This is a genomic window from Alkaliphilus oremlandii OhILAs, from assembly GCF_000018325.1.
Lineage (GTDB): Bacteria > Bacillota > Clostridia > Peptostreptococcales > Natronincolaceae > Alkaliphilus_B > Alkaliphilus_B oremlandii.
The window spans coordinates 1,536,618-1,557,217 of record NC_009922.1; the positions used below are offsets into that span (position 1 = coordinate 1,536,618).

The following is a 20,600-nucleotide window of genomic DNA, read 5'->3' on the forward strand; positions in this document are numbered from 1 at the left end:
GTGTATTTATGAAAATTATTTATATGGGAACGCCAGAATTCGCCGTTCCCTGTTTGGAGATGCTAATAGATAGTGGACATGAAATCGTAGGTGTTTTTACACAGCCAGATAAACCCAGTGGCAGAGGACAGAAAATGAATAGGACGCCGGTAAAGGAAAAGGCACTGGCGCATAATATCCCTGTATTTCAGCCACACACGTTGAGAGACACAAACGTTATGAATGAAATAGAAAATCTTAAGCCGGACCTTATCGTTGTTGTTGCATACGGGCAAATTTTACCGAAGGCAATTCTAGAACTGCCAAAACACGGCTGCATTAATGTTCATGCATCCTTACTACCGAAGTACCGTGGTGCAGGTCCAATTAATTGGGTGATCATCAACGGAGAAAAGAAGACAGGGATTACAACTATGTATATGGATGTGGGTTTAGACAAAGGAGATATGATTTTAAAGGAAGAAGTGGAGATCGGCGCAGAAGAAACTGCAGGAGAACTTCATGATCGATTGATGCACTTAGGTGCCCAGGTATTGAGAAAGACCATTGGGTTGATTGAAAACAACGAGATCACAGCCATCCCTCAAAATCATAGTGAGTCCACCTATGCTCCTATATTGACAAAAGACCTTGGAAAAATAGATTGGAGCCAATCTGCAATAGAAATAAAAAATCTCATTAGAGGAACGATTCCATGGCCTACGGCTTTTACTTTCTATGAAGGGCAAGTGATGAAAATATGGAAGAGTACTGTGATAGAAAGTGAACTTCAAGAAGTGCCGGGAAAAATCATCGATGTAAAAAAAGATTGTATTCTCGTTGCCACAGGCCAAAACATCCTATCTATTGAAGAAATTCAATTCAGTGGTAAAAAAAGAATGGGTGTAAGAGACTATTTAGTTGGTAATGCTATTGAAAAAGGCAACATTTTAGGAGAATAGTATGGACTTCGAAAAAGAACGGGAGAAAAACAGAGAATACAATCATTTTGTTTTTCTGTTGGTGGTGATGTTTTTCCTGACGATATTAGTGGGAATGGGACTATCGTTTATTGTAAAATGGCAAAATCAAAGTTTTTATACCGTGATTTTCATAACGGGTATTATGGTTTTAATGATATTTTGTTTGATATTACTATCGATTATATATTCTGTTATTCGACTGCAGTATGGCTATACCATACCCAGCACTTTCAAAAAACTTCTGGTTCAATCGCGGTGGGGTATATACCAGTCCATGGTTTTTCTTGGAAAGGTTTTTGGAAAGGATAAAAATATTATTAGGCGAGTGTTTATAGAACTCAACAATAAACTGACCCTGAGTCAGGAGTATAGCATAGAAGGAAATAAAATTTTAATATTAACGCCCCATTGCATACAAAAATCTTTCTGTCCTCATAAGGTTACAACGAATATTAAAAATTGTAAACGATGTGGAAAATGTAATGTACAGCGCCTAATAGAATTGGAAGAAAAATTTGGTGTGAAAGCTAGAGTCGTAACAGGCGGTACACTGGCAAGAAAGATCGTAATGGAAGAAAAGCCACAGGCAATCATCGCTATTGCCTGTGAACGCGATCTCATCAGTGGCATACAAGAAATTAAAAATGTCCCTATTTTAGCAGTGGTCAATAAAAGACCACAAGGTCCTTGTCATAATACAGAAGTAGAAATGGGGCAGGTACAGAAAGCGATAAAACATTTTACGAATTTGAAGGAGTGATACTATGTTCGGTATGTATGGTTTCGATCCAACGATGATCGTTTTAATTCCTTCCATCCTACTTACGATTTATGCACAATCAAAGGTAAAATCTACCTTTGCAAAATATTTGAGAGTAGGAAGTAAGAAAGGATATAGTGGTTTTCAAGTAGCACGGTATATATTGGACCACAATGGGATGAGAGATGTACCCATTGAATTGACGCCAGGACACTTAAGCGATCATTATGATCCAAAAAGAAAAGTTGTTCGATTATCCAATGATGTATTTCACGGCACATCCATTGCATCCATCAGCGTCGCTGCTCATGAAACGGGTCATGCAATTCAGCATTTCCATGGATATGCACCTTTGACCATTCGAACTCTAATATTTCCAGTGGCTAGCATCGGGTCTCAAGCGGCTTGGTTTTTCGTGATCTTAGGGATGGCAATGTCTCTGCCTGGATTAATAGATATCGGAATTCTTTTATTTGCCGCTGCGGTATTTTTTCAAGTGATTACCCTTCCAGTAGAATTTAATGCCAGTAGTAGGGCCTTAAGGTTATTGGATGAAGGCGGATTTATTGTAAATGACGAATATGTGCAATCTAAAAAGGTTTTAAACGCCGCGGCACTTACCTATGTGGCAGCCATGGCTACAGCAGTATCACAATTGATACGATTGCTATTGATAAGGGACAGAAGAAGAGATTAAAAGGCGTAATTTACGCCTTTTTGTATATTTTATATATTTTATGTGATTAGGAGGAAAATAAATGAACCCAAGAGAGGGCGCTTTGAAAGTGCTGTATGAAATCAATGTCAATGAGGCTTTTTCTAATATTGCTTTGAACAAGGAACTCAATAATGAATCCTATAATCTGTTGGATCGAAATTTACTGACAGAGCTCGTATACGGCGTTTTAGAAAATCAAATCTATATCGACCATGTGTTAAGTCAATTTTCAAACTTTCAACTGGATAAAATGAACCCATACACACTGAATTTGTTGAGGTTAGGGATATACCAATTGTTATTTTTAGATAGAGTACCCAGCTTTGCAGCAGTCAATGAAACGGTGAATCTTTCTAAAAAATACTGTAAAAAAACCACAGGATTTATTAATGGTGTTTTGAGGAATGTACAACGAAACAGGAACAATATAAAAATGCCAAAGCCAGAGAAGAATCGAATAAAATATTTATCCATTCGATATTCTCATCCTGAATGGTTGGTTCAGCTATTTTTAAAGCATTTCGATGTGAACTTTGTAGAGGAGCTTTTAAAGGCCAATAACAAAAAACCGGATTTATACCTTAGAATCAATACTTTGAAAATATCTGTGGCAGACTGTATCCAGCTTCTGGAAGCAGAAGGCTATGTGGTGGAACAGAGTAAAATTGTTGAAGAAGCTATTGTTGTAAAAGGTATCCATAATATAGAAAAAACAGATTTCTATAAAAAAGGATACATTCAAATACAGGATATCAGCTCAATGTTGGTGGCAAAAGCCTTGGCTCCTAAAGAAGGAGAACTGGTTATGGATATATGCAGTGCTCCTGGCGGAAAAACAACACATATAGCTCAACTCATGAACAATAAAGGGAAGATCATCGCCCGAGATATTCATGAGCATAAATTAAAATTAATCGATAGAACGGCAAAACGATTGGGGATTCATATCATTCAAACTGAAAAATTCAGTGGAGATCATTTGGATGAAAGTTTTATCCATAAGGCGGACAAGGTATTAGTAGATGCACCTTGCTCTGGACTGGGTATTATTCGGAGAAAGCCTGAAATAAAATATCGTAAGGAAGCTCAGGATATCACATCAATTGTAGAGTTACAGTACAAAATCCTTAAAACTGCTGCTCAATACGTAAAGATAGAAGGCACATTGGTTTATAGTACCTGTACCATCAATCCAGAAGAAAATGACCATATTGTACAAAAGTTTTTAGAACAGCATCAAAACTATACTTTGGTGCATTTAAATAATGAATATCAGGATATAATCTTACAGGAACCGAATAAAGCCACCATTCAGCTTTATCCGAATATCAATGGTACGGATGGATTTTTTATTGCGAAGTTTAAGCGAATTCGATAAGTTTTGGAGGCAAAAGTATATGGAAAAGATCGATTTATTGAGTTTAACATTAAAAGAAATAGAAGAAATTTTAACCAATATGGGGGAAAAAAAGTTTCGTGGAAAACAAATCTTCCAATGGGTGAATAAGGGTGTAAAAACCTTTGATGAAATGACCAATCTTTCTAAAAATCTAAGAGATCAATTAGCGGAGCGTACTTATATCACAAATATTAAAATTGAAAAAAAATTAATTTCTAGTATCGATGGTACAATAAAATATTTATTTTTACTAGAGGACTGTAATATAATAGAAGGTGTCGTAATGAAATACCATCACGGTTTAACGGCGTGTATCTCCACTCAGGTAGGTTGTGCCATGGGGTGTACATTTTGTGCTTCCACTTTAGATGGTTTAGTTCGAAATCTGAGAGCTGGAGAGATGATAGACCAAATACTAACGATGCAAGAGGACACAGGGGAAAGGATATCCAACATCGTACTGATGGGCAGTGGAGAGCCGCTTCATAACTATGATGAGACCATCAACTTTTTAAAGATCATAAACGATGAGAATGGATTAAATATAGGAAATCGCCATATTACCTTATCCACTTCCGGTCTAGTTCCTCAAATAAAAACTTTAGCAGATTTAAAGATTCCCATTAATCTGGCCATATCACTTCATGCGCCTAATGATGAATTGAGGCAACAGACCATGCCTGTGGCCAAAAAATACGCCATCGATGAGCTAATTGATAGCTGTAGATATTATATAGAGAAAACAGGGCGTCGAATTACATTTGAATACGCATTGATCAAAGGGGTCAATGATAGGGATAAGGATGCTAGGGAATTGGGCGATTTGTTAAAAGGGATGCTCTGCCATGTGAACTTAATCCCTGTAAACAATGTAGACGAAAGAGGCTATAAAAAACCCAGTATAGAATCGATTCATCAATTCCAAAACACTTTAAAAAAAGCTGGAATCGAAACTACTGTTCGTCGAGAGATGGGGGCGGATATCAACGCAGCCTGCGGTCAATTAAGGAGAAAACATTTACAAAATTAATAAAAATGATAAAATAAAGGGAACGGCTAGAATATTTTCTATAGGCAAGGGGGCGAGGGAATGATGAATGTAAGTGCGATCTCAGATATCGGTAAAGTGAGAGATTTGAATGAAGATAATTATTGTGTTTCTGAAAAAGGATATCTCTTATTTATAGTTGCCGATGGTATGGGAGGGCATAATGCAGGAGAAGTCGCTAGTTTTATTGTTGTAAATACGATGAAAGAGCATATCCATACCTATATTTCCGATGATATGGATGAACAGTCCGTGAAAGGAATCATTTATGAGGCATTTCATCGGGCAAATGAAAAGGTATATCGTTATGCAGAAGAAAACCCTTCCTGTGATGGCATGGGTACCACTGCAACATTAGTCCTGAAGGTTCATTCGACCATTTACATTGGACACGTTGGCGATAGCAGAGCTTATATTATCAAAGAAGGTATTATAGAGCAGATCACACAGGATCATTCTTTAGTTGCAGAGCTAGTTCGAAGTGGTAGCATTACTGAATTAGAAGCTATGAAACACCCCCAGAAAAATGTCATCACTAGAGCGTTGGGAACAAGTAAGAGTATCAAGCCAGATATTTTTAGTATGGAATTTTTTGACAATGATATTTTAGTGATGTGTACCGATGGCTTGAGCAATTTTGTTGATAAATATGAAATAGAGAAGATTGTAACAGAAGTAGAAGATAGTAATGAAGCGTGTGAAAGGTTGGTATCAATGGCAAATAAAAGAGGTGGCTACGACAATATTACAGTATTGGTAGCGAGAAATAGTGAAAGAAATACGGAGGGTAGGTGAAGACATGATTGGTAAAGTTTTAGGAAAAAGGTATGAAATTATTGAAAAAATAGGCGGCGGTGGTATGGCTATCGTATATAAAGCAAAATGTGCCCTACTCAACCGATTTGTTGCAATTAAGGTCCTAAGACCGGAATTTATAAATGATAAGGATTTATTAGATAAATTTAGAAAAGAATCACAAGCTGCTGCTAGTTTATCCCACCCCAATATCGTCAATGTATACGATGTTGGAGAAGAAGACGACATCTATTATATTGTTATGGAATATGTGAATGGAAAAACCTTAAAGGAAGTAATCAAGGAAAAAGGAAAACTAAATAAAGATGAAATATTAGATTTTACGAGACAGATTGCTTTGGCTTTAAAGCATGCACACGCCAATCATGTGGTTCACAGAGATATTAAACCTCATAATATTTTAATCACAGAAGATCATAGAGCAAAGGTTACAGACTTTGGAATTGCTTTAGCGGCAACTTCATCCACTATTACAAATACGGGAAGCATTATCGGATCCGTCCACTATTTCTCTCCTGAACAAGCAAGAGGTGGATATACGGATGAAAAATCAGATCTGTATTCTTTAGGTATTGTGATGTATGAAATGGCTACAGGTAGGCTGCCTTTTGAAGGAGATGCACCGATTACAATTGCTTTAAAGCATATTCAGGAAAATCCAGAGTTACCTTCTCAATACAATCCTTCGATTTCCAAAGATTTAGAAATCATCATCATGAAGCTCCTTCAAAAAGAGCAGATCAATCGATATGCAAACGCTGCTGCCTTAATAGAGGATCTATATAAAGTAAAGAATAACTTTGAATTAGGGGATATGGATAATACCTTAAGAATGGAAGATTCCCCTACTCAGATTATACCAATGGTAACCGCCAATGAGATTAAAGAGCTGACGGAAAATAGAAGAAAGGATTCTAATAGTCCTACAAATAAAAACAATAGAGAAGATGGAAAAAAGCGTAAGATATTGATTGGATCTGCCATTGGGGCTGCGCTATTGGCCGCATTGGTCTTTACATTTGCCTTTTTCTATATCTCTGATTTCTTAAAGACGGAAGACGTTGTAGTACCAAACTTTGTTGGCATGACCATGGATGAAGCTACAAAGGAAGCGGCTACCATCGGCTTAAAGCTGAATGTTACGAGAAAGCCAGATGATGCACCGAAGGATGAGGTTATTAAGCAGACAACGTCACCAAACATGAAAGTAAGAAAAGGATTTGAAGTAAAGATCGTCGTCAGCGAAGGCAGTGAATTGGCAGTGGTGCCAGATCTAGAATATAAGGATGAAGCCGATGTTCCATCAATTTTAAAGAAGAATGGATTGGTGGCAGGAGACGTGAAAAGAGAGCCCAGCGATTTGCCTATTGGTACGGTCATAAACCAGAATCCTAGAGCTGGCTTTAAAGCGGAAAGAGGTTCCACTGTAAACTACGTAGTAAGTGAAGGACCAGCAACGGCCATGGTTGTTATGCCAGATTTAAGAGGAAAGACTTTAGAAGAAGCGAAAGCAGAAATTACAAAGAATAAGCTTCAAGTTGGAACCACTGATCCAAAATATAGTGATGTTTATGCAGCGGGATTGGTTATATCACAAAATATAGACCCCAATGTGGAGACACCGGAAGGCTCCGTAGTCAACCTGGTGGTAAGCCAAGGTCCTGAAAATCCTGGTTCTAACGAAGGAGAAACAGAAGAGAATAACAATGGAAATACACCTGTAACGAAGCAGATTACCATTAACTTAAGTACCTACAGTGGTATCGTTAATGTAGAAGTTTATGAAGTAACTGCCTTAAGTAATGTAAAAATCTATGGCAAGGAATATAATTTAGATAATCTACGCCCTGAAGAAAAAATCATTAAGGTGCCAGTAACTGGCTTAGGTAGCGAACAATATACCGTGTATATCAATGGAGAAAATAAAGGGAATCTTTAGGAGGTATTTAATGTATAGTGGTAGGTTAATTAAAGGGATCGGCGGCTTTTACTACGTTCATGTAGAGGACCAAGTGTTTGAATGTAAGGCGAGAGGCCTGTTTCGAAAAAAGAAGATAACACCGTTGGTTGGAGATTATGTAGAAATTGATGTGCTGGATCATAAAAACAAAAAAGGTGTTATTGAAGATATAAAGAGCAGAAAAAATGAACTTATCAGACCGTCTGTTTCTAATATCGATCAGGCCATTGTAGTTTTTGCAGTAACACAGCCCGATCCTCACCTTTCACTTTTAGATCGATTCTTAGTATTGGCAGAAAGTCAAAGGCTTAATATTATCATATGCTTGAATAAAATTGATTTACTGGAGCCAGCGGATTATGAGGAAATTGTTCATACCTACAGAGCTGCTGGGTATAAAATTATCCTCACAAGCACAAAGAAAGAGATTGGTATTGAAGAGCTAAGACATGAACTTAAGAATAAAACCACCGTGTTTGCCGGACCATCCGGTGTGGGAAAATCGACGCTTTTAAATCATGTACATCCAGGCTTAAAGCTACAGACTGGAGAAATCAGCACTAAGATTTCAAGGGGAAAACATACGACGCGCCATGCTGAGATCATGGAAATCGAAGAGAATGGATGGGTCGTAGATACGCCGGGCTTTAGTTCCTTAGATATGAATTTTATCGATGAAAGTGATTTGCATTATTATTTTCCTGAATACAGTTTTCATTTAGAAAATTGTAAATTCAACTCATGTAAGCATTTAAATGAACCGGGATGCGGTGTTAAGGAAGCCCTTCAATCAGGTAAAATATCAGAAAGTAGATATAATAGCTACGTTCAATTTATTGAAGAAATTAGAAAACATAGGAGGTATTAAATACGATGAAATTAGCGCCATCCATATTGTCAGCAGATTTTTCTAATTTAATAGGAGATGTAAAGAGGGTAGAAGATGCAGGATGTGACATGCTCCATATTGATGTAATGGACGGGCATTTTGTTCCGAACATTACAATCGGTCCACTGATTGTAGAAAGCTTACAGGGGAAGACCACACTACCTTTTGACGTACATTTAATGATAGAAGATCCAGATCAATATATCCCTCAATTTGCCAAGGCAGGAGCCCATATTATATCTGTCCACAGTGAAGCTTGTGTCCATTTGCATAGAACCATACAGCTCATTAAAGCACACAATGTAAAGGCTGCTGTTGCGCTTAATCCAGGGACGCCATTAAATGTAATAGAGCACGTATTAGAGGATTTGGATATGGTTTTAATCATGACAGTTAACCCTGGATTTGGTGGACAGAGTTTTATAGAACCCATGATAGAAAAAATAAGGTCTCTGAAAAAAATCATAGAGGATCGAGGCCTCTCCATTGATATTCAAGTAGATGGTGGTATCAAAGTAGATAATGTGAAAAAAGTTATTGATGCAGGTGCAAATATTATCGTTGCTGGATCTGCCATATTCGGTAGTGAAAATATTCCAGAGATCGTAACAAAGTTTAGAGAAAATTCTAGAGCTTAAATTTGGAGGAAAAAATGGAGATAGCAATCGTGTCCAATGGTTGCATTGGCAACCTTGAATTTCTAAAAGAAGCTGTAAAAAAAAGTGACTATATTATTTGTGCCGATGGCGCAGCCCGATATTTAATGGAGATTAATGTATATCCCGACTTGTTAGTAGGCGATTTAGATTCCATTGATTCCTTATCTTTAAAATGGATTCAAGATGGTGATATTCAGCTGGAGAAATTCCCTGTGAATAAAGATATGACCGATACGGAACTGGCAATAGAATTTGCAGCAGAAAGGATGCCGAAAAAAATAACCGTTTTTGGCGGCACAGGCTCCCGTACAGATCATAGTCTAGGAAACATCCTGTTGCTCTATAAGATCCATCAAATGGGGATAGAGGCCCATCTGAGGGATGAATTCAACCATCTGATGATAACGGATGACGAAATCAATGTAAGTGGCAGAATCGGTCAAACGATTTCCGTCATACCCATCGGCGGAAGTGCAGAGGGAGTTACATTGAAGGGACTGGAATATCCTTTATATAATTACACCATTGAATTGGGAAGTTCTATAGGAATTAGCAATCGATTCATTGAAGAGAATGCGACGATTGCTGTCAAAAGAGGAATACTCTTGGTAATTAAAACAGAGGAATAAAAAATGTCACAAAGGTTTTAAACTTTTGTGACATTTTTTATTGTTTTGGAATAGAATATACTATATGTAAGTAATTTTATTAGGTGGTGATAATATGTTTAGAAAAAGGAGAAGACATTCTCCCTTAAAAATTGTTGGACTAATCCTATCAATTATAGGAATTATAATGTTTCTCTATATTATCCCACTACAAATATGGTATCTTATCATTGCATCAGTATTCATTTTAGTGGGACTACTGATATTTAAGATATTTTAAATCACTACTTGAATTTCAAGTGTCTAAATATAAAAAGCCGCCATCATTGTGGAGGCTTTTTTATATAAATTATAACGCTCTTTCAACTCTACCAGAACGCAGACATCTTGTACAAACGTTAATTCTTTTTGCTGTACCATTTACGATCGCTCTAACTCTTCTTAAGTTAGGCTCCCAAGTTCTTCTGTTATGGCGGTTTGAGTGACTCACCACATTACCAGAAACTTTACCTTTAGCACAAACCTCGCATACTCTTGCCACTACGAACACCTCCTCCGAGCCTTGCTCATCCTCTAAAACATAATAATATTATCATATATAACATATTTTTGCAATAATAATATTTCATAATCTCTAGAAGGCAAAGTTTTATAAAATTTCGCCCATAAATTTGCCTATAAAATAGTTCATGTTGAACTATTTTTATGAATCATATACAATATAGTATTATATATAATATTGTGGCTACCAAGATGGCAAAATTTAATATATAATGGAAATAAACAATGGATGTAGATTGAATATTTTAGATGAGATATTGATCGTAAAGTGGGGAATAACTATAAGATAGAAGAAAATTAAGGAGGTTTTTTTATATGCCAGGAAAATTAGTTACTCAATTAGGTACAATTATAATTGATGATTATGTTTTAACATCGATCGCTGGAGTTTCAACTATGGAATGCTATGGCGTAGTAGGAATGGCTGCTAAGTCTGCGGCTGGAGGGCTTGTAGAATTATTAAAAAGAGAGCAATCCGGCAAAGGTGTTAAGGTACATACTGAGGAAGATGAAATAACAATTGATATTTTCGTAATTGTAGAATTTGGTACCCGTATATCTGTAGTTGCAAATAATATCATAGAGAAGGTTAAATATAATATTGAGAACTTGACAGGTATGAACGTTAAAAAGGTAAATATTAATGTTCAAGGTGTCAGAGTGCAAAAGTAACTTAAGGAGGTACTAGTTGTGAAAATTGAATATATTAATGGTGATCTTTTAAAAAAAATGATATTATCTGGCGCACAGAATCTGGAGACCAATAAAGAAATTGTGAATGCACTGAATGTATTTCCTGTTCCAGATGGTGATACTGGAACCAATATGTCATTAACGATGCAGTCAGCGGCAAAGGAAGTAAAAAGTGCGAAATCAGACCTTTTAGAAGATATAGCAAATGCAGCGGCAAATGGTTCGTTGATGGGGGCAAGAGGAAACTCTGGTGTTATTTTATCCCAGCTTTTTAGAGGCTTTGCGAAAGGCGTAAAAGGCAAAAAAGAAGTAAATACGAAGGATCTAGCAGAAGCCCTTAAATCAGGAGCGGATACAGCATATAAAGCTGTAATGAAGCCTATCGAAGGGACCATATTGACGGTTGCAAGAGAAAGTGCAGAAGCAGCTTTAATCATAGCAAATAAAGAAAAAGACATTGTTCGATTTCTTGAAAAGGTAATCAAATATGCAGATAGATCATTGGAGAGAACACCAGAACTTCTGAAGGTATTAAAGGATGCGGGCGTTGTAGACTCTGGTGGTAAAGGTTTATTATATATATATTTAGGTGCTTTAGGAGCCCTAACAGGTAAAATTCCTGTAGCAGAAAAAGATGAATTGTTTGAGCAAAATCAAATGCATCCTATAGAAGAAATGAATGGCAATATTGAATTTGGATATTGCACAGAATTCATTATTCGTTCTGGTAATGCTGATATTCATAAGTTCAGAGATATTATAGAGGGATATGGCGATTCTATGCTGGTAGTAGGCAATGATAGCGTCGTAAAGGTACATATTCATACGAATCATCCAGGAAAAGTATTGGAGCACGCATTGGAGCTTGGTGGATTAAGTGATATTAAAATAGATAATATGAGGTTACAGCATAGACATGAAGTTTTTAACCAGGCAGAGTATAAAGAAGATGCTAAAAAAGAGCCTGTAAATAATAAAGAAGAAACAAAAAAATATGGATTCATTACGGTAACCATGGGTGATGGTTTAACTAAAATATTTAAAGATTTTAATGTGGATTATGTCATTGAAGGCGGACAGACCATGAACCCAAGTACGGAAGATTTTATTAAGGCGATTGAAAATATCAATGCTGAAACCATATTCATTCTACCGAACAACAGTAATGTTCTGATGGCCGCAAATCAGGCAAAATCTATTTCTGATAAGAATATTATAGTGATTCCTTCAAAGTCCGTTCCTCAAGGATTATCTGCTCTTCTTGCAGTGAATCTAGATGCGGCGCCGGAAGTAAATGAAGAGGCAATGAGTGAAGCGATACAGCATGTTAGAACTGGTCAAGTGACGTATGCGGTCAGGGATACAAGCTATAATGATATAGAAATATGCGAAGGCGATATTCTTGGAATTGGAGATAGTGAAATTAAATCTTCCGGTAAGGATATGAAAGAAGTATCTTTAGGACTTATAGATGAGATGATTACTGAAGAAAGCGAAATTATCACTGTTTTTTATGGAGCCGATGTAAGTGAGGAAGAAGCAGAGGAATTGCTTGAGGAATTAACAAATAAATATGCAGATATAGATGTTGAACTGTACTACGGAGGACAACCCTTATATTATTATATTTTTTCTATTGAATAGGGAGGCAGCTTTAGCTGTCTCCTTTTTGAGCACTTGAAACTCTAAGCTCTATCTAGAGTTGAGCTGCGAGACTACGAAATAGGAATGAATGCAATGAAATAAATGTATTTGGAGTGTATGATATGGATATTTTAGATCGGGATATTCAGTATCTCAAGGGAGTTGGCCCTAAAAAAGCCTATTTATTAAATAAGCTCAATATCAAGACATTTAAAGATATGATTTGGCATTTTCCAAGAGATTATGAAGATCGAGGGAACATCAGAAAGATTGCACAGCTGATCCCGGGAGAAAAAACGACGTTTTACGGATACATCTATGGAGAAGCAGAGATATCGAAGCCTAAAAAAAACATGTCTTTAATAAAATTTATAGTTAAAGATGAAACGGGTCAAGTAGAAATTGTATTTTTTAATAAGGTTTATTTAAAAAAAGCAATAACTTCTGGGCAACGCGTGATGATCAATGGAGAGGTAAAAAAAACCTTTAAGGGTATGCAGATTGTGAATCCAGTCTTGGAAAAGATAAACCAAGAGGAAGAAGAGGGCAGACATGGTATTGTTCCGATTTACCCCAGCACGGAAGGTCTCAGTCAAAACGAGATCCTAAAGATACAAAGGGATATGATCAGAGTCGTTAAAGAATCTATAGTAGAATATTTACCGGATGAACTTATAAAGAAGCATAAATTATGCCATATTCAATTCGCCCTTGAAAATATTCATTTTCCTAATTCAGTAAAATCTTTAAAAATAGCAAAATATCGATTGGTATTTGAGGAGTTTTTATTTCTACAGTTAGGACTTTTGAAGATCAAAAAAGATCACACCAAAGAAAAAGAAGGGATTGTCCTTAAAAAGAAGGAAGGAATCGAAGAATTTATAGAAAGCTTACCATTTACTTTAACAGCAGCGCAGGACAAGGTAGTAAAGGAAATATGTCAGGATCTAGAGCGAGATATCCCTATGAATCGACTGGTTCAAGGAGATGTTGGATCTGGAAAGACCATTGTAGCAATCATAGCCCTATTTAAAGCAGTAATTAACGGCTACCAGGGCGCGATGATGGCCCCAACAGAAATATTAGCAGAACAACATTATTTATCGCTTACGGACCTACTGAGCCCCTTCGGCATACATGTAGGGTTATTAGTAGGTAGTTTATCTAAAAGCGAAAAAAATAAAATACTAAATGGCATAGAAACTGGGGAGATTAATATTGTAGTAGGTACACATGCCCTAATACAAGAAGGTGTTAATTTTGCTAATTTATCTTTGGTCATTACCGACGAACAGCATCGATTTGGTGTCAGACAACGGTCTACTTTGACCAGTAAAGGGAACAACCCCCATGTTCTGGTGATGACAGCAACACCAATTCCAAGGACCCTGGCTTTAATTCTATATGGGGATCTGGATATTTCTATTATCGATCATTTGCCGCCGGGAAGAAAGTGTATTAAAACCTATAGCCGTACATCGAATAAACGGAAGGAGATTTATAATTTCCTCGGAAAACAGTTGGATGAAGGGAGACAAGCCTATGTGGTGTGTCCTTTGGTCGAGGAATCTGAAGCCATCGATGCTCAGTCTGCAACTGAAATTGCAGAGGAGCTTTCCTGCGACCTATTAAAAGGTTATAAAGTCGGACTCCTTCATGGAAAGATGCCGCCGAAGGATAAAGAAGAAATAATGAAGGCGTTTAAAGAAGGCAATATTCAGGTCCTCGTTTCTACTACAGTGATTGAAGTTGGCGTCAATGTTCCCAATGCCACCATGATGGTGGTAGAAAATGCTGAGAGATTTGGATTAGCCCAGCTGCACCAACTTCGGGGCAGAGTCGGCAGAGGAAGCCATCAGTCTTATTGCATCTTAATCAATAACAGCAAGTCAGAGATTTCCAAAGCGCGTATGGCAATTATGGAGAAGACTACAGATGGATTTGTCATATCAGAAAAAGATCTGGAGCTCAGGGGACCGGGAGAGTTTTTTGGAACGAGACAGCATGGACTGCCAGAATTAAAGATAGCGAACCTGTTTAAACACCTATCTGTTTTAAAAACTGTACAGGCAGAGGTAGAAAGTATCGCTGAAGAAGATTTTTCCCTTACGTTAGATAAATATCCTATTTTAAAAAGAAAAATAGAATTAGAGCTATAAAAATATTTTGTTTACTGTTAATTAATATGCTAAAATAGGTTATAGTTAAACGAGGAGGTATATATGAGAGTTATTTCAGGAAAAGCACGAGGACAAGCTTTAAAAGCACCTGAAGGTTTAAATACAAGACCAACCACAGATCGTGTAAAAGAATCGATATTTAATATTATTCAATCGAGAATTTATGATAGCGTTGTAGTGGATTTGTTTTCTGGAAGTGGGAATCTAGGTATTGAATCTTTGTCTAGGAACGCTAGTAAAGCCTATTTTATAGATCATAATAAAAATAGTATTGCCTCAATTAAAGAAAATTTGATAAAAACGAAGTTAAATAACAATGCCATAGTGATGCATATGGAGGTATCCTCGGCAATAGAACAGTTGGGAAAGGAAAATGTAAAAGCAAAGTTGATTTTCTTAGACCCTCCCTATTCTAAGGAATTTGTAGAACCAACCTTAAAACAAATAATAACAGTCGAATTACTAGATTCAGATGGTATCATTATTGTTGAACACAAAAAAAGTGACAATGTACCGGAGTACATCTGTAATTTGTATAACTATAGAACAAATCATTACGGAGACGTAGCAGTTTCTTTTTATGAACTGAGAGAGGAGTTATAATGAAAGTAGCAATTTATCCTGGCAGTTTCGATCCGATTACAAACGGTCATTTAGATATTATTGAGAGGGCATCTAAAATGTGCGATCACCTGATTGTATCTGTCATACATAACCCAAATAAAAACCCATTATTTTCTTTAGAGGAGAGAAAATTACTCATTGAAGAATGTATCGGTAAATACGCCAATGTTACCGTAGATTGTTTTTCTGGACTGTTAATGGAATACGCGAAAGGAAAAGAAGCGACAGCCATTATTAAAGGACTAAGGGCGATCTCTGATTTTGAATATGAGCTTCAGATGGCCTTAATGAATCAAAGATTATGCCCAAGCATTGAGACTGTATTTTTAATGACGAGCACAGAGTATTCTTTTTTAAGCTCCAGCTTGATTAAAGAAGTAGCGAAGTTTGGCGGGAGTATTCATGGTATGGTTCCTGCAAATGTTTATAAGGCTATAACAAACAGGTTTTAATATTACGTAAGGGGGAATATTTAATGAGTGTACTGCAGCTTCTAGAAGAAATAGAAGATATTATTGAAAGTGGTTCATCAATACCTTTTGCCCAAAAAGTATTAATTGATAAAAGAGAACTGTTAGAAATTATTAAAGATATCCGAATTAAACTGCCGGATGAAGTGAAACAAGCGCAATGGATTAAAGAAGAACGACAACGTATTTTAGCTGAAGCACAGCAGGAGGCGGATACAATCTTAGAAGAGGCCAATAACCATATCCTGTCCATGATCGATCAAAGTGAAATTACGAGAAAAGCCAATGAAAGAGCAGAAGAAATCATTGCACAGGCACAAAACAGCGCCAAAGAGATGAGATTAGGAGCAAAGGATTACGTAGACAGCATGCTGGAATCTGCACAAGAGAACTTGATTGAGCTTGTAAATACAATTAAAATCAATAGAGACGAAATAAAAGGAATGAAGTAATACTTCATTCCTTTTATTTTATTCTTAGAGAAACTTAATAAGAATTTAAGGTTTTTTAAGAAGTGTGGCAAAGATGTTTTTCCTTGAAAAATAATGTTGCATTTTAAATAGCGTGCCTATGAATAGGGATACTATCATTAAACTGACGATACCAGACAGAAACAGCTCGATGGACAATCGACAATTGAATAAAAAACGCTTATGAAGATTCATGCTTTGATAATTATGGTATACGGCAATCGATAAATCCATAGTGCGACTGAACAACGGAAAAAATGTGTAAGCGATGATGGAAGAGAATGTACCATGTAAAATCTTAGATAAAATATAGAGTGAAGTTTTAATATCTGTATTGCTAATAATGCTGGCTACTTGTGCATGGATGGAAAAACCACTCCAGCCGATAATAAAGCTAACGATGGCAATTTTTGTTCTCAAATCCATACCCATACTATCGACTACAGTTTTTGAACCGATGGTTACTTCAAAAAGCCCAGTAATAAAAAAATGAATGATGTCCGGTGAGATTTTAAGCGGAAGCAATACAATACCGATTATTCTACTGAGAGCGTATAAGATATTTGTGATTTCAAACATTCGAATAACCACTGCAAATAAGACAATGAACCCTCCTACCATCAATATCGTATTTAAGGAGCTTTTAACTGCATTTCCTAAAATGAGCCCTAAGGATAGATTGGAAGAATCTTTTCTAGACAATTGGCGTAAGGCTTTCTTAAACAGATTTTTTTCAACCTTCATAGATTTCCGTTCAAAGGAGGATCTTTTATAAAAGCTGAATAGAATGCCTACTAAAATAGCACCAATATAGTGAGCGATAACGATAAAAATTCCTAATTTTGAAGATTGGAACATACCGACAGCTACAGATCCAATCATGAATAAGGGGCCGGAGGTACTACAAAAGGAGATCAATCGTTGTCCTTCCACGCCACTGAGCACATTGTCAGATCGAAGCTTAGATACAATGGTAGCGCCTACAGGATAACCGGAAGTGATACTCATGGCAAAGGCAAAAGAGCCTTCGCCAGGAACATTAAAGATGGGCCTCATAATGGGCTCTAAAAGAACACCTAAGAATCGAACAACGCCTAAACTTATTAAAATTTCTGAGCCAATAAAGAATGGCAGTAGAGCTGGAATAACCAAGGTAGCCCATACGAATAAACCGTTATAAGCAGCAGCAACAGTCTCATGAGGATACAGAATTACTGCAGCCACTAAAAATATTACAATAAAAATTATAAAGTAATGAAAAAATTTAGACATAAAATACCTCCTAAAGAATCATATATTAATCTATATTTTCCATAGAGGAGGGTTATTCATATTGGGATCAGTCTTTGCTATTTTCATAAAAGGGACTTGTACGATAGTCCATTAGGGCCCCTCCTCTTTTTTCGTCAGTGAAAGCCAACGTATAGAGATTGGTAGCGCGAATATCGATTGCCAGCATTCTGTCAGCAGCACTATTCTGTGGTGTATAGTTTTTTAGATTGGATACCATAGGGATACTGGAAGTAGATTTAAAGGACTGAAGGATTTCTCTTCCTTTATCATTAAAAGCAAGGATTCTCGCATACTGGGGTCCACCATGATCATTAAAATAAAAAATATCCTTTTTCGTAATATTTAATAGCAGATGCATTAGAATTCGTTGGATTCTAGTTCGTGTATATCGTTTACTCTTGATGGCTTCATAGAGCTCATTTAAAGTGGATGCCTGATGGGCACAATGATAAATCCTATTTTCTAGACCTTCTTCAACATCAAAGATATTCTTCAGGTTCTCAGGGGTACTTCTTCTTAAGAGCGCCAACAGTATTTGCTGGAAGTCTGTAGCAAATATAGGAGCCATACCAATGCCTACACTGTGGGCCAGAATATCTAGTGTATCTTTTGGAACGACGGAAGCAATGCCCTTTAAATGGTTTTCTTTAAGTAAGTGCTCCCTAATTGCTGTTGCACTTGCAATACTGGAATCCGTTATATCCTTGCTATGGTAGTCAGCAGATTTTCTAGAAATCGTATAAGGAACGATAGGGCTGTTCAGTTTTTTTAGAGATTTTAAATATTCAATTCCTAAAATATTGTTAGGACTTTTCAGGGCATCGGATATTTCTCTTAACGATGCAACATCGTATTCCTTAGTTTCCTCCAAGTATTTTAAAAGTGCCATAGATCTCGCTACAGGAAATGTTCCTCCTAGATTTACGTGTTCCCTTAATACTTCTTGAAACCTCGATGTTGGGGTTGAAAGAACTTCAGCGATTTGAAGTAGGGGGCTTACATTACCGATTTCACTGCCAAAACATAGACAGTCCACAGAACCTAACCTGTGGAGCAGGGTAATAGCACCGTAAGCAAATAATTCTGCCGTTGCACAGGCATATGATGTGGGCAACTCGATGATTAAATCGACACCAGATTTTACTGCCATTTTTGCACGTTCCCATTTATGAACCATAGCAGGTTCGCCTCTCTGTAGAAAATTACCACTCATAACGGCTACTGTATGAGTAGCCTTCGTAATTTCTTTTGATTGCTCTAAATGGTATCGATGACCATTGTGAAAAGGATTGTATTCTGTAACTAAGCCTAAAATTTTCATAGTACCTCCAAAAAAAGTTTTATAGTTTTATTTTAATAAATATTACGGTTTTTGGTAAGACTCAAAATTAAATATAAATTTATTAGAAACATGTCTAAAAAACTTGAAAGTTTGTTCATAATTTATTATGATTGATATGTTAAAGATTTATTTTATACAGGTTATAAGAGTATAAAAAGTATATATATGAATAAGGAGTGTGTATAATGAAAATTTTAGTAGTAAACTGTGGAAGTTCTTCATTGAAGTATCAGTTGATCAACATGGAAAATGAAGAAGTTATAGCAAAAGGTTTAGCAGAAAGAATTGGCATTGAAGGTTCCGTAGTGAAGCATGAAACGATTGGAAAAGAGAAGGTTGTTATTGAGCAAGAAATGAAAGATCACAAAGCAGCAATTCAAATCGTATTAGATGCACTAGTGGATTCCAATCACGGTGCAATTCAATCAATGGATGAGATATCAGCAGTAGGACACCGTGTTGTTCATGGTGGAGAAGAATTTACAGATTCGGTGTTAATAACAGATGCAGTAAAAAAAGCTTTAGAAAAATGCTCTGATATTGCACCATTACATAACCCGCCAAACCTTATGGGAATTTACGCATGCGAAGAGATCCTTCCAAATGTACCAATGGTAGCTGTGTTTGATACTGCATTCCATCAAACAATGCCAAGTGATTCCTATATGTATGCGCTACCATATGAATTATATGAAAAACATCGAATCAGAAGATACGGATTCCATGGAACATCTCACAAGTACGTATCACAAAAAGCAGCTGAGATGATTGGAAAACCAATTGAAGAATTGAAAATTATCACTTGCCATTTAGGAAATGGTGCAAGTATCACTGCTGTAGATGGTGGTGTATCTGTCGATACAAGTATGGGCTTTACACCTCTTGAAGGTTTAGCAATGGGTACAAGATGCGGTGATATCGATCCTGCAATCATTACATTCTTAATGGAAAAAGAAAATTTATCTGGTTCTCAAGTAAACGAGCTAATGAATAAGAAATCTGGAGTTTTAGGAATTTCTGGTGTTAGTAGTGACTTTAGAGATATTGAGGACGCTGCTGCTAAAGGAAATGAAAGAGCTCAATTAGCGCTAAATGTATACCATAAAAAAGTTAAAAAGTACATCGGTTCCTATGCTGCTGAAATGGGTGGTCTAGATGTGATCGTATTTACAGCTGGATTAGGTGAAAACTCACCGGAAACTCGTAAAGAAGCTTGTAAAGGGTTAGAGTTCTTAGGTGTGAAGATTGATGATGAGAAAAATAATGTAAGAGGAAAAGAAAGAATCGTAAGTACTGACGATTCCAAAGTAAAGGTATTACTAATACCAACAAATGAAGAACTTGCTATTGCACGTGAGACGAAAGTAATCGCTAAATAACACGAGAGGGTAGGACATCCTACCTTTTCATATTCAACTAGAGTGCTACTTCTAAGTTGGATCTTTGCATCGCTTAGGTGCCAAGATAAAATACTTGACAAACAAAAAAATCATTTGTATAATCA

The 20,600-nt window shown here is 36.5% G+C and carries 20 protein-coding genes; 17 read left to right on the top strand and 3 right to left on the bottom strand.

Going from position 1 to position 20,600, the window contains the following annotated elements:
* The first annotated feature begins 8 nt into the window (after nucleotides 1–8).
* From fmt to CLOS_RS07405, 10 genes are all read left to right on the top strand, one after another.
* Nucleotides 9–941 (top strand): methionyl-tRNA formyltransferase, encoded by a 933-nt coding sequence (fmt, locus tag CLOS_RS07360; RefSeq protein ID WP_012159284.1) that lies wholly within the window; start codon nucleotides 9–11, stop codon nucleotides 939–941.
* 1 nt (nucleotide 942) lies between these two features.
* Nucleotides 943–1,722: a DUF116 domain-containing protein gene (locus tag CLOS_RS07365; RefSeq protein WP_012159285.1), complete on the top strand. Its 780-nt coding sequence runs from the start codon at nucleotides 943–945 to the stop codon at nucleotides 1,720–1,722.
* Between the two features lie 4 nt (nucleotides 1,723–1,726).
* A complete protein-coding gene (locus CLOS_RS07370) occupies nucleotides 1,727–2,419 on the top strand; it encodes a zinc metallopeptidase (RefSeq protein ID WP_012159286.1) in 693 nt (230 codons plus the stop codon).
* A 61-nt stretch (nucleotides 2,420–2,480) separates the two neighbouring features.
* Nucleotides 2,481–3,818: a 16S rRNA (cytosine(967)-C(5))-methyltransferase RsmB gene (rsmB, locus tag CLOS_RS07375; protein ID WP_012159287.1), complete on the top strand. Its 1,338-nt coding sequence runs from the start codon at nucleotides 2,481–2,483 to the stop codon at nucleotides 3,816–3,818.
* A 19-nt stretch (nucleotides 3,819–3,837) separates the two neighbouring features.
* Nucleotides 3,838–4,869, top strand: coding sequence for a 23S rRNA (adenine(2503)-C(2))-methyltransferase RlmN (gene rlmN, locus CLOS_RS07380; RefSeq protein ID WP_012159288.1), 1,032 nt, complete (start codon nucleotides 3,838–3,840; stop codon nucleotides 4,867–4,869).
* A 60-nt stretch (nucleotides 4,870–4,929) separates the two neighbouring features.
* Nucleotides 4,930–5,682 carry a Stp1/IreP family PP2C-type Ser/Thr phosphatase gene (locus CLOS_RS07385; RefSeq protein ID WP_012159289.1) on the top strand — a complete coding sequence of 251 codons (753 nt, stop codon included), beginning with the start codon at nucleotides 4,930–4,932 and terminating at the stop codon, nucleotides 5,680–5,682.
* The gene (pknB, locus tag CLOS_RS07390) at nucleotides 5,657–7,642 is read left to right on the top strand and encodes a Stk1 family PASTA domain-containing Ser/Thr kinase (protein ID WP_242649610.1); all 1,986 of its coding nucleotides are present in this window, start codon (nucleotides 5,657–5,659) and stop codon (nucleotides 7,640–7,642) included. The genes CLOS_RS07385 and pknB overlap by 26 nt, the downstream gene beginning before the upstream one ends.
* Nucleotides 7,643–7,652: 10 nt before the next feature.
* A complete protein-coding gene (gene rsgA, locus CLOS_RS07395; RefSeq protein ID WP_012159291.1) occupies nucleotides 7,653–8,531 on the top strand; it encodes a ribosome small subunit-dependent GTPase A in 879 nt (292 codons plus the stop codon).
* 5 nt (nucleotides 8,532–8,536) lie between these two features.
* On the top strand, nucleotides 8,537–9,190 hold the full coding sequence (rpe, locus tag CLOS_RS07400) for a ribulose-phosphate 3-epimerase (RefSeq protein ID WP_012159292.1): 654 nt from the start codon (nucleotides 8,537–8,539) through the stop codon (nucleotides 9,188–9,190).
* A 14-nt stretch (nucleotides 9,191–9,204) separates the two neighbouring features.
* The gene (locus CLOS_RS07405) at nucleotides 9,205–9,840 is read left to right on the top strand and encodes a thiamine diphosphokinase (protein WP_012159293.1); all 636 of its coding nucleotides are present in this window, start codon (nucleotides 9,205–9,207) and stop codon (nucleotides 9,838–9,840) included.
* 328 nt (nucleotides 9,841–10,168) lie between these two features.
* Here CLOS_RS07405 and rpmB read toward each other — a convergent pair whose 3' ends face one another.
* On the bottom strand, nucleotides 10,169–10,360 hold the full coding sequence (gene rpmB / locus CLOS_RS07410) for a 50S ribosomal protein L28 (RefSeq protein ID WP_012159294.1): 192 nt from the start codon (nucleotides 10,358–10,360) through the stop codon (nucleotides 10,169–10,171).
* A 335-nt stretch (nucleotides 10,361–10,695) separates the two neighbouring features.
* Here rpmB and CLOS_RS07415 point away from each other — a divergent pair, with 335 nt between their 5' ends.
* From CLOS_RS07415 to CLOS_RS07440, 6 genes are all read left to right on the top strand, one after another.
* Nucleotides 10,696–11,052 (top strand): Asp23/Gls24 family envelope stress response protein, encoded by a 357-nt coding sequence (locus tag CLOS_RS07415; RefSeq protein WP_012159295.1) that lies wholly within the window; start codon nucleotides 10,696–10,698, stop codon nucleotides 11,050–11,052.
* Nucleotides 11,053–11,109: 57 nt separating this feature from the next.
* The gene (locus CLOS_RS07420) at nucleotides 11,110–12,717 is read left to right on the top strand and encodes a DAK2 domain-containing protein (RefSeq protein WP_049753894.1); all 1,608 of its coding nucleotides are present in this window, start codon (nucleotides 11,110–11,112) and stop codon (nucleotides 12,715–12,717) included.
* 122 nt (nucleotides 12,718–12,839) lie between these two features.
* Nucleotides 12,840–14,876: an ATP-dependent DNA helicase RecG gene (recG, locus tag CLOS_RS07425; protein ID WP_012159297.1), complete on the top strand. Its 2,037-nt coding sequence runs from the start codon at nucleotides 12,840–12,842 to the stop codon at nucleotides 14,874–14,876.
* A 63-nt stretch (nucleotides 14,877–14,939) separates the two neighbouring features.
* Complete coding sequence (gene rsmD, locus CLOS_RS07430; RefSeq protein WP_012159298.1) at nucleotides 14,940–15,500, top strand: 16S rRNA (guanine(966)-N(2))-methyltransferase RsmD; 561 nt, start codon at nucleotides 14,940–14,942, stop codon at nucleotides 15,498–15,500.
* A complete protein-coding gene (coaD, locus tag CLOS_RS07435) occupies nucleotides 15,500–15,973 on the top strand; it encodes a pantetheine-phosphate adenylyltransferase (protein WP_012159299.1) in 474 nt (157 codons plus the stop codon). Before rsmD ends, coaD begins: the two co-directional genes overlap by 1 nt.
* A 23-nt stretch (nucleotides 15,974–15,996) precedes the next feature.
* Nucleotides 15,997–16,443, top strand: a complete 447-nt coding sequence (locus CLOS_RS07440; protein WP_012159300.1) for an ATP synthase subunit B family protein — start codon at nucleotides 15,997–15,999, stop codon at nucleotides 16,441–16,443.
* Between the two features lie 45 nt (nucleotides 16,444–16,488).
* Here CLOS_RS07440 and ylbJ read toward each other — a convergent pair whose 3' ends face one another.
* Both ylbJ and CLOS_RS07450 read right to left on the bottom strand, forming a co-directional pair.
* Nucleotides 16,489–17,733, bottom strand: a complete 1,245-nt coding sequence (gene ylbJ, locus CLOS_RS07445) for a sporulation integral membrane protein YlbJ (RefSeq protein WP_012159301.1) — start codon at nucleotides 17,731–17,733, stop codon at nucleotides 16,489–16,491.
* A 67-nt stretch (nucleotides 17,734–17,800) separates the two neighbouring features.
* A complete protein-coding gene (locus CLOS_RS07450) occupies nucleotides 17,801–19,075 on the bottom strand; it encodes a nucleotidyltransferase (protein ID WP_012159302.1) in 1,275 nt (424 codons plus the stop codon).
* A gap of 206 nt (nucleotides 19,076–19,281) precedes the next feature.
* Here CLOS_RS07450 and CLOS_RS07455 point away from each other — a divergent pair, with 206 nt between their 5' ends.
* Nucleotides 19,282–20,475: an acetate/propionate family kinase gene (locus CLOS_RS07455; RefSeq protein ID WP_012159303.1), complete on the top strand. Its 1,194-nt coding sequence runs from the start codon at nucleotides 19,282–19,284 to the stop codon at nucleotides 20,473–20,475.
* The last annotated feature ends 125 nt before the right edge of the window (nucleotides 20,476–20,600 follow it).

Excerpts from the sequence above, each read along its gene's own strand:
- rsmB (WP_012159287.1), top strand. The coding sequence starts at position 2,481 with ATGAACCCAAGAGAGGGCGCTTTGAAAGTGCTGTATGAAATCAATGTC.
- ylbJ (WP_012159301.1), bottom strand. The coding sequence starts at position 17,733 with ATGTCTAAATTTTTTCATTACTTTATAATTTTTATTGTAATATTTTTA.
- coaD (WP_012159299.1), top strand. The coding sequence starts at position 15,500 with ATGAAAGTAGCAATTTATCCTGGCAGTTTCGATCCGATTACAAACGGT.
- rsmD (WP_012159298.1), top strand. The coding sequence starts at position 14,940 with ATGAGAGTTATTTCAGGAAAAGCACGAGGACAAGCTTTAAAAGCACCT.
- CLOS_RS07420 (WP_049753894.1), top strand. The coding sequence starts at position 11,110 with ATGATATTATCTGGCGCACAGAATCTGGAGACCAATAAAGAAATTGTG.
- CLOS_RS07370 (WP_012159286.1), top strand. The coding sequence starts at position 1,727 with ATGTTCGGTATGTATGGTTTCGATCCAACGATGATCGTTTTAATTCCT.
- rpe (WP_012159292.1), top strand. The coding sequence starts at position 8,537 with ATGAAATTAGCGCCATCCATATTGTCAGCAGATTTTTCTAATTTAATA.
- recG (WP_012159297.1), top strand. The coding sequence starts at position 12,840 with ATGGATATTTTAGATCGGGATATTCAGTATCTCAAGGGAGTTGGCCCT.
- CLOS_RS07450 (WP_012159302.1), bottom strand. The coding sequence starts at position 19,075 with ATGAAAATTTTAGGCTTAGTTACAGAATACAATCCTTTTCACAATGGT.
- rsgA (WP_012159291.1), top strand. The coding sequence starts at position 7,653 with ATGTATAGTGGTAGGTTAATTAAAGGGATCGGCGGCTTTTACTACGTT.
- CLOS_RS07440 (WP_012159300.1), top strand. The coding sequence starts at position 15,997 with ATGAGTGTACTGCAGCTTCTAGAAGAAATAGAAGATATTATTGAAAGT.
- fmt (WP_012159284.1), top strand. The coding sequence starts at position 9 with ATGAAAATTATTTATATGGGAACGCCAGAATTCGCCGTTCCCTGTTTG.
- CLOS_RS07415 (WP_012159295.1), top strand. The coding sequence starts at position 10,696 with ATGCCAGGAAAATTAGTTACTCAATTAGGTACAATTATAATTGATGAT.
- CLOS_RS07365 (WP_012159285.1), top strand. The coding sequence starts at position 943 with ATGGACTTCGAAAAAGAACGGGAGAAAAACAGAGAATACAATCATTTT.
- rlmN (WP_012159288.1), top strand. The coding sequence starts at position 3,838 with ATGGAAAAGATCGATTTATTGAGTTTAACATTAAAAGAAATAGAAGAA.
- CLOS_RS07405 (WP_012159293.1), top strand. The coding sequence starts at position 9,205 with ATGGAGATAGCAATCGTGTCCAATGGTTGCATTGGCAACCTTGAATTT.
- CLOS_RS07385 (WP_012159289.1), top strand. The coding sequence starts at position 4,930 with ATGATGAATGTAAGTGCGATCTCAGATATCGGTAAAGTGAGAGATTTG.
- CLOS_RS07455 (WP_012159303.1), top strand. The coding sequence starts at position 19,282 with ATGAAAATTTTAGTAGTAAACTGTGGAAGTTCTTCATTGAAGTATCAG.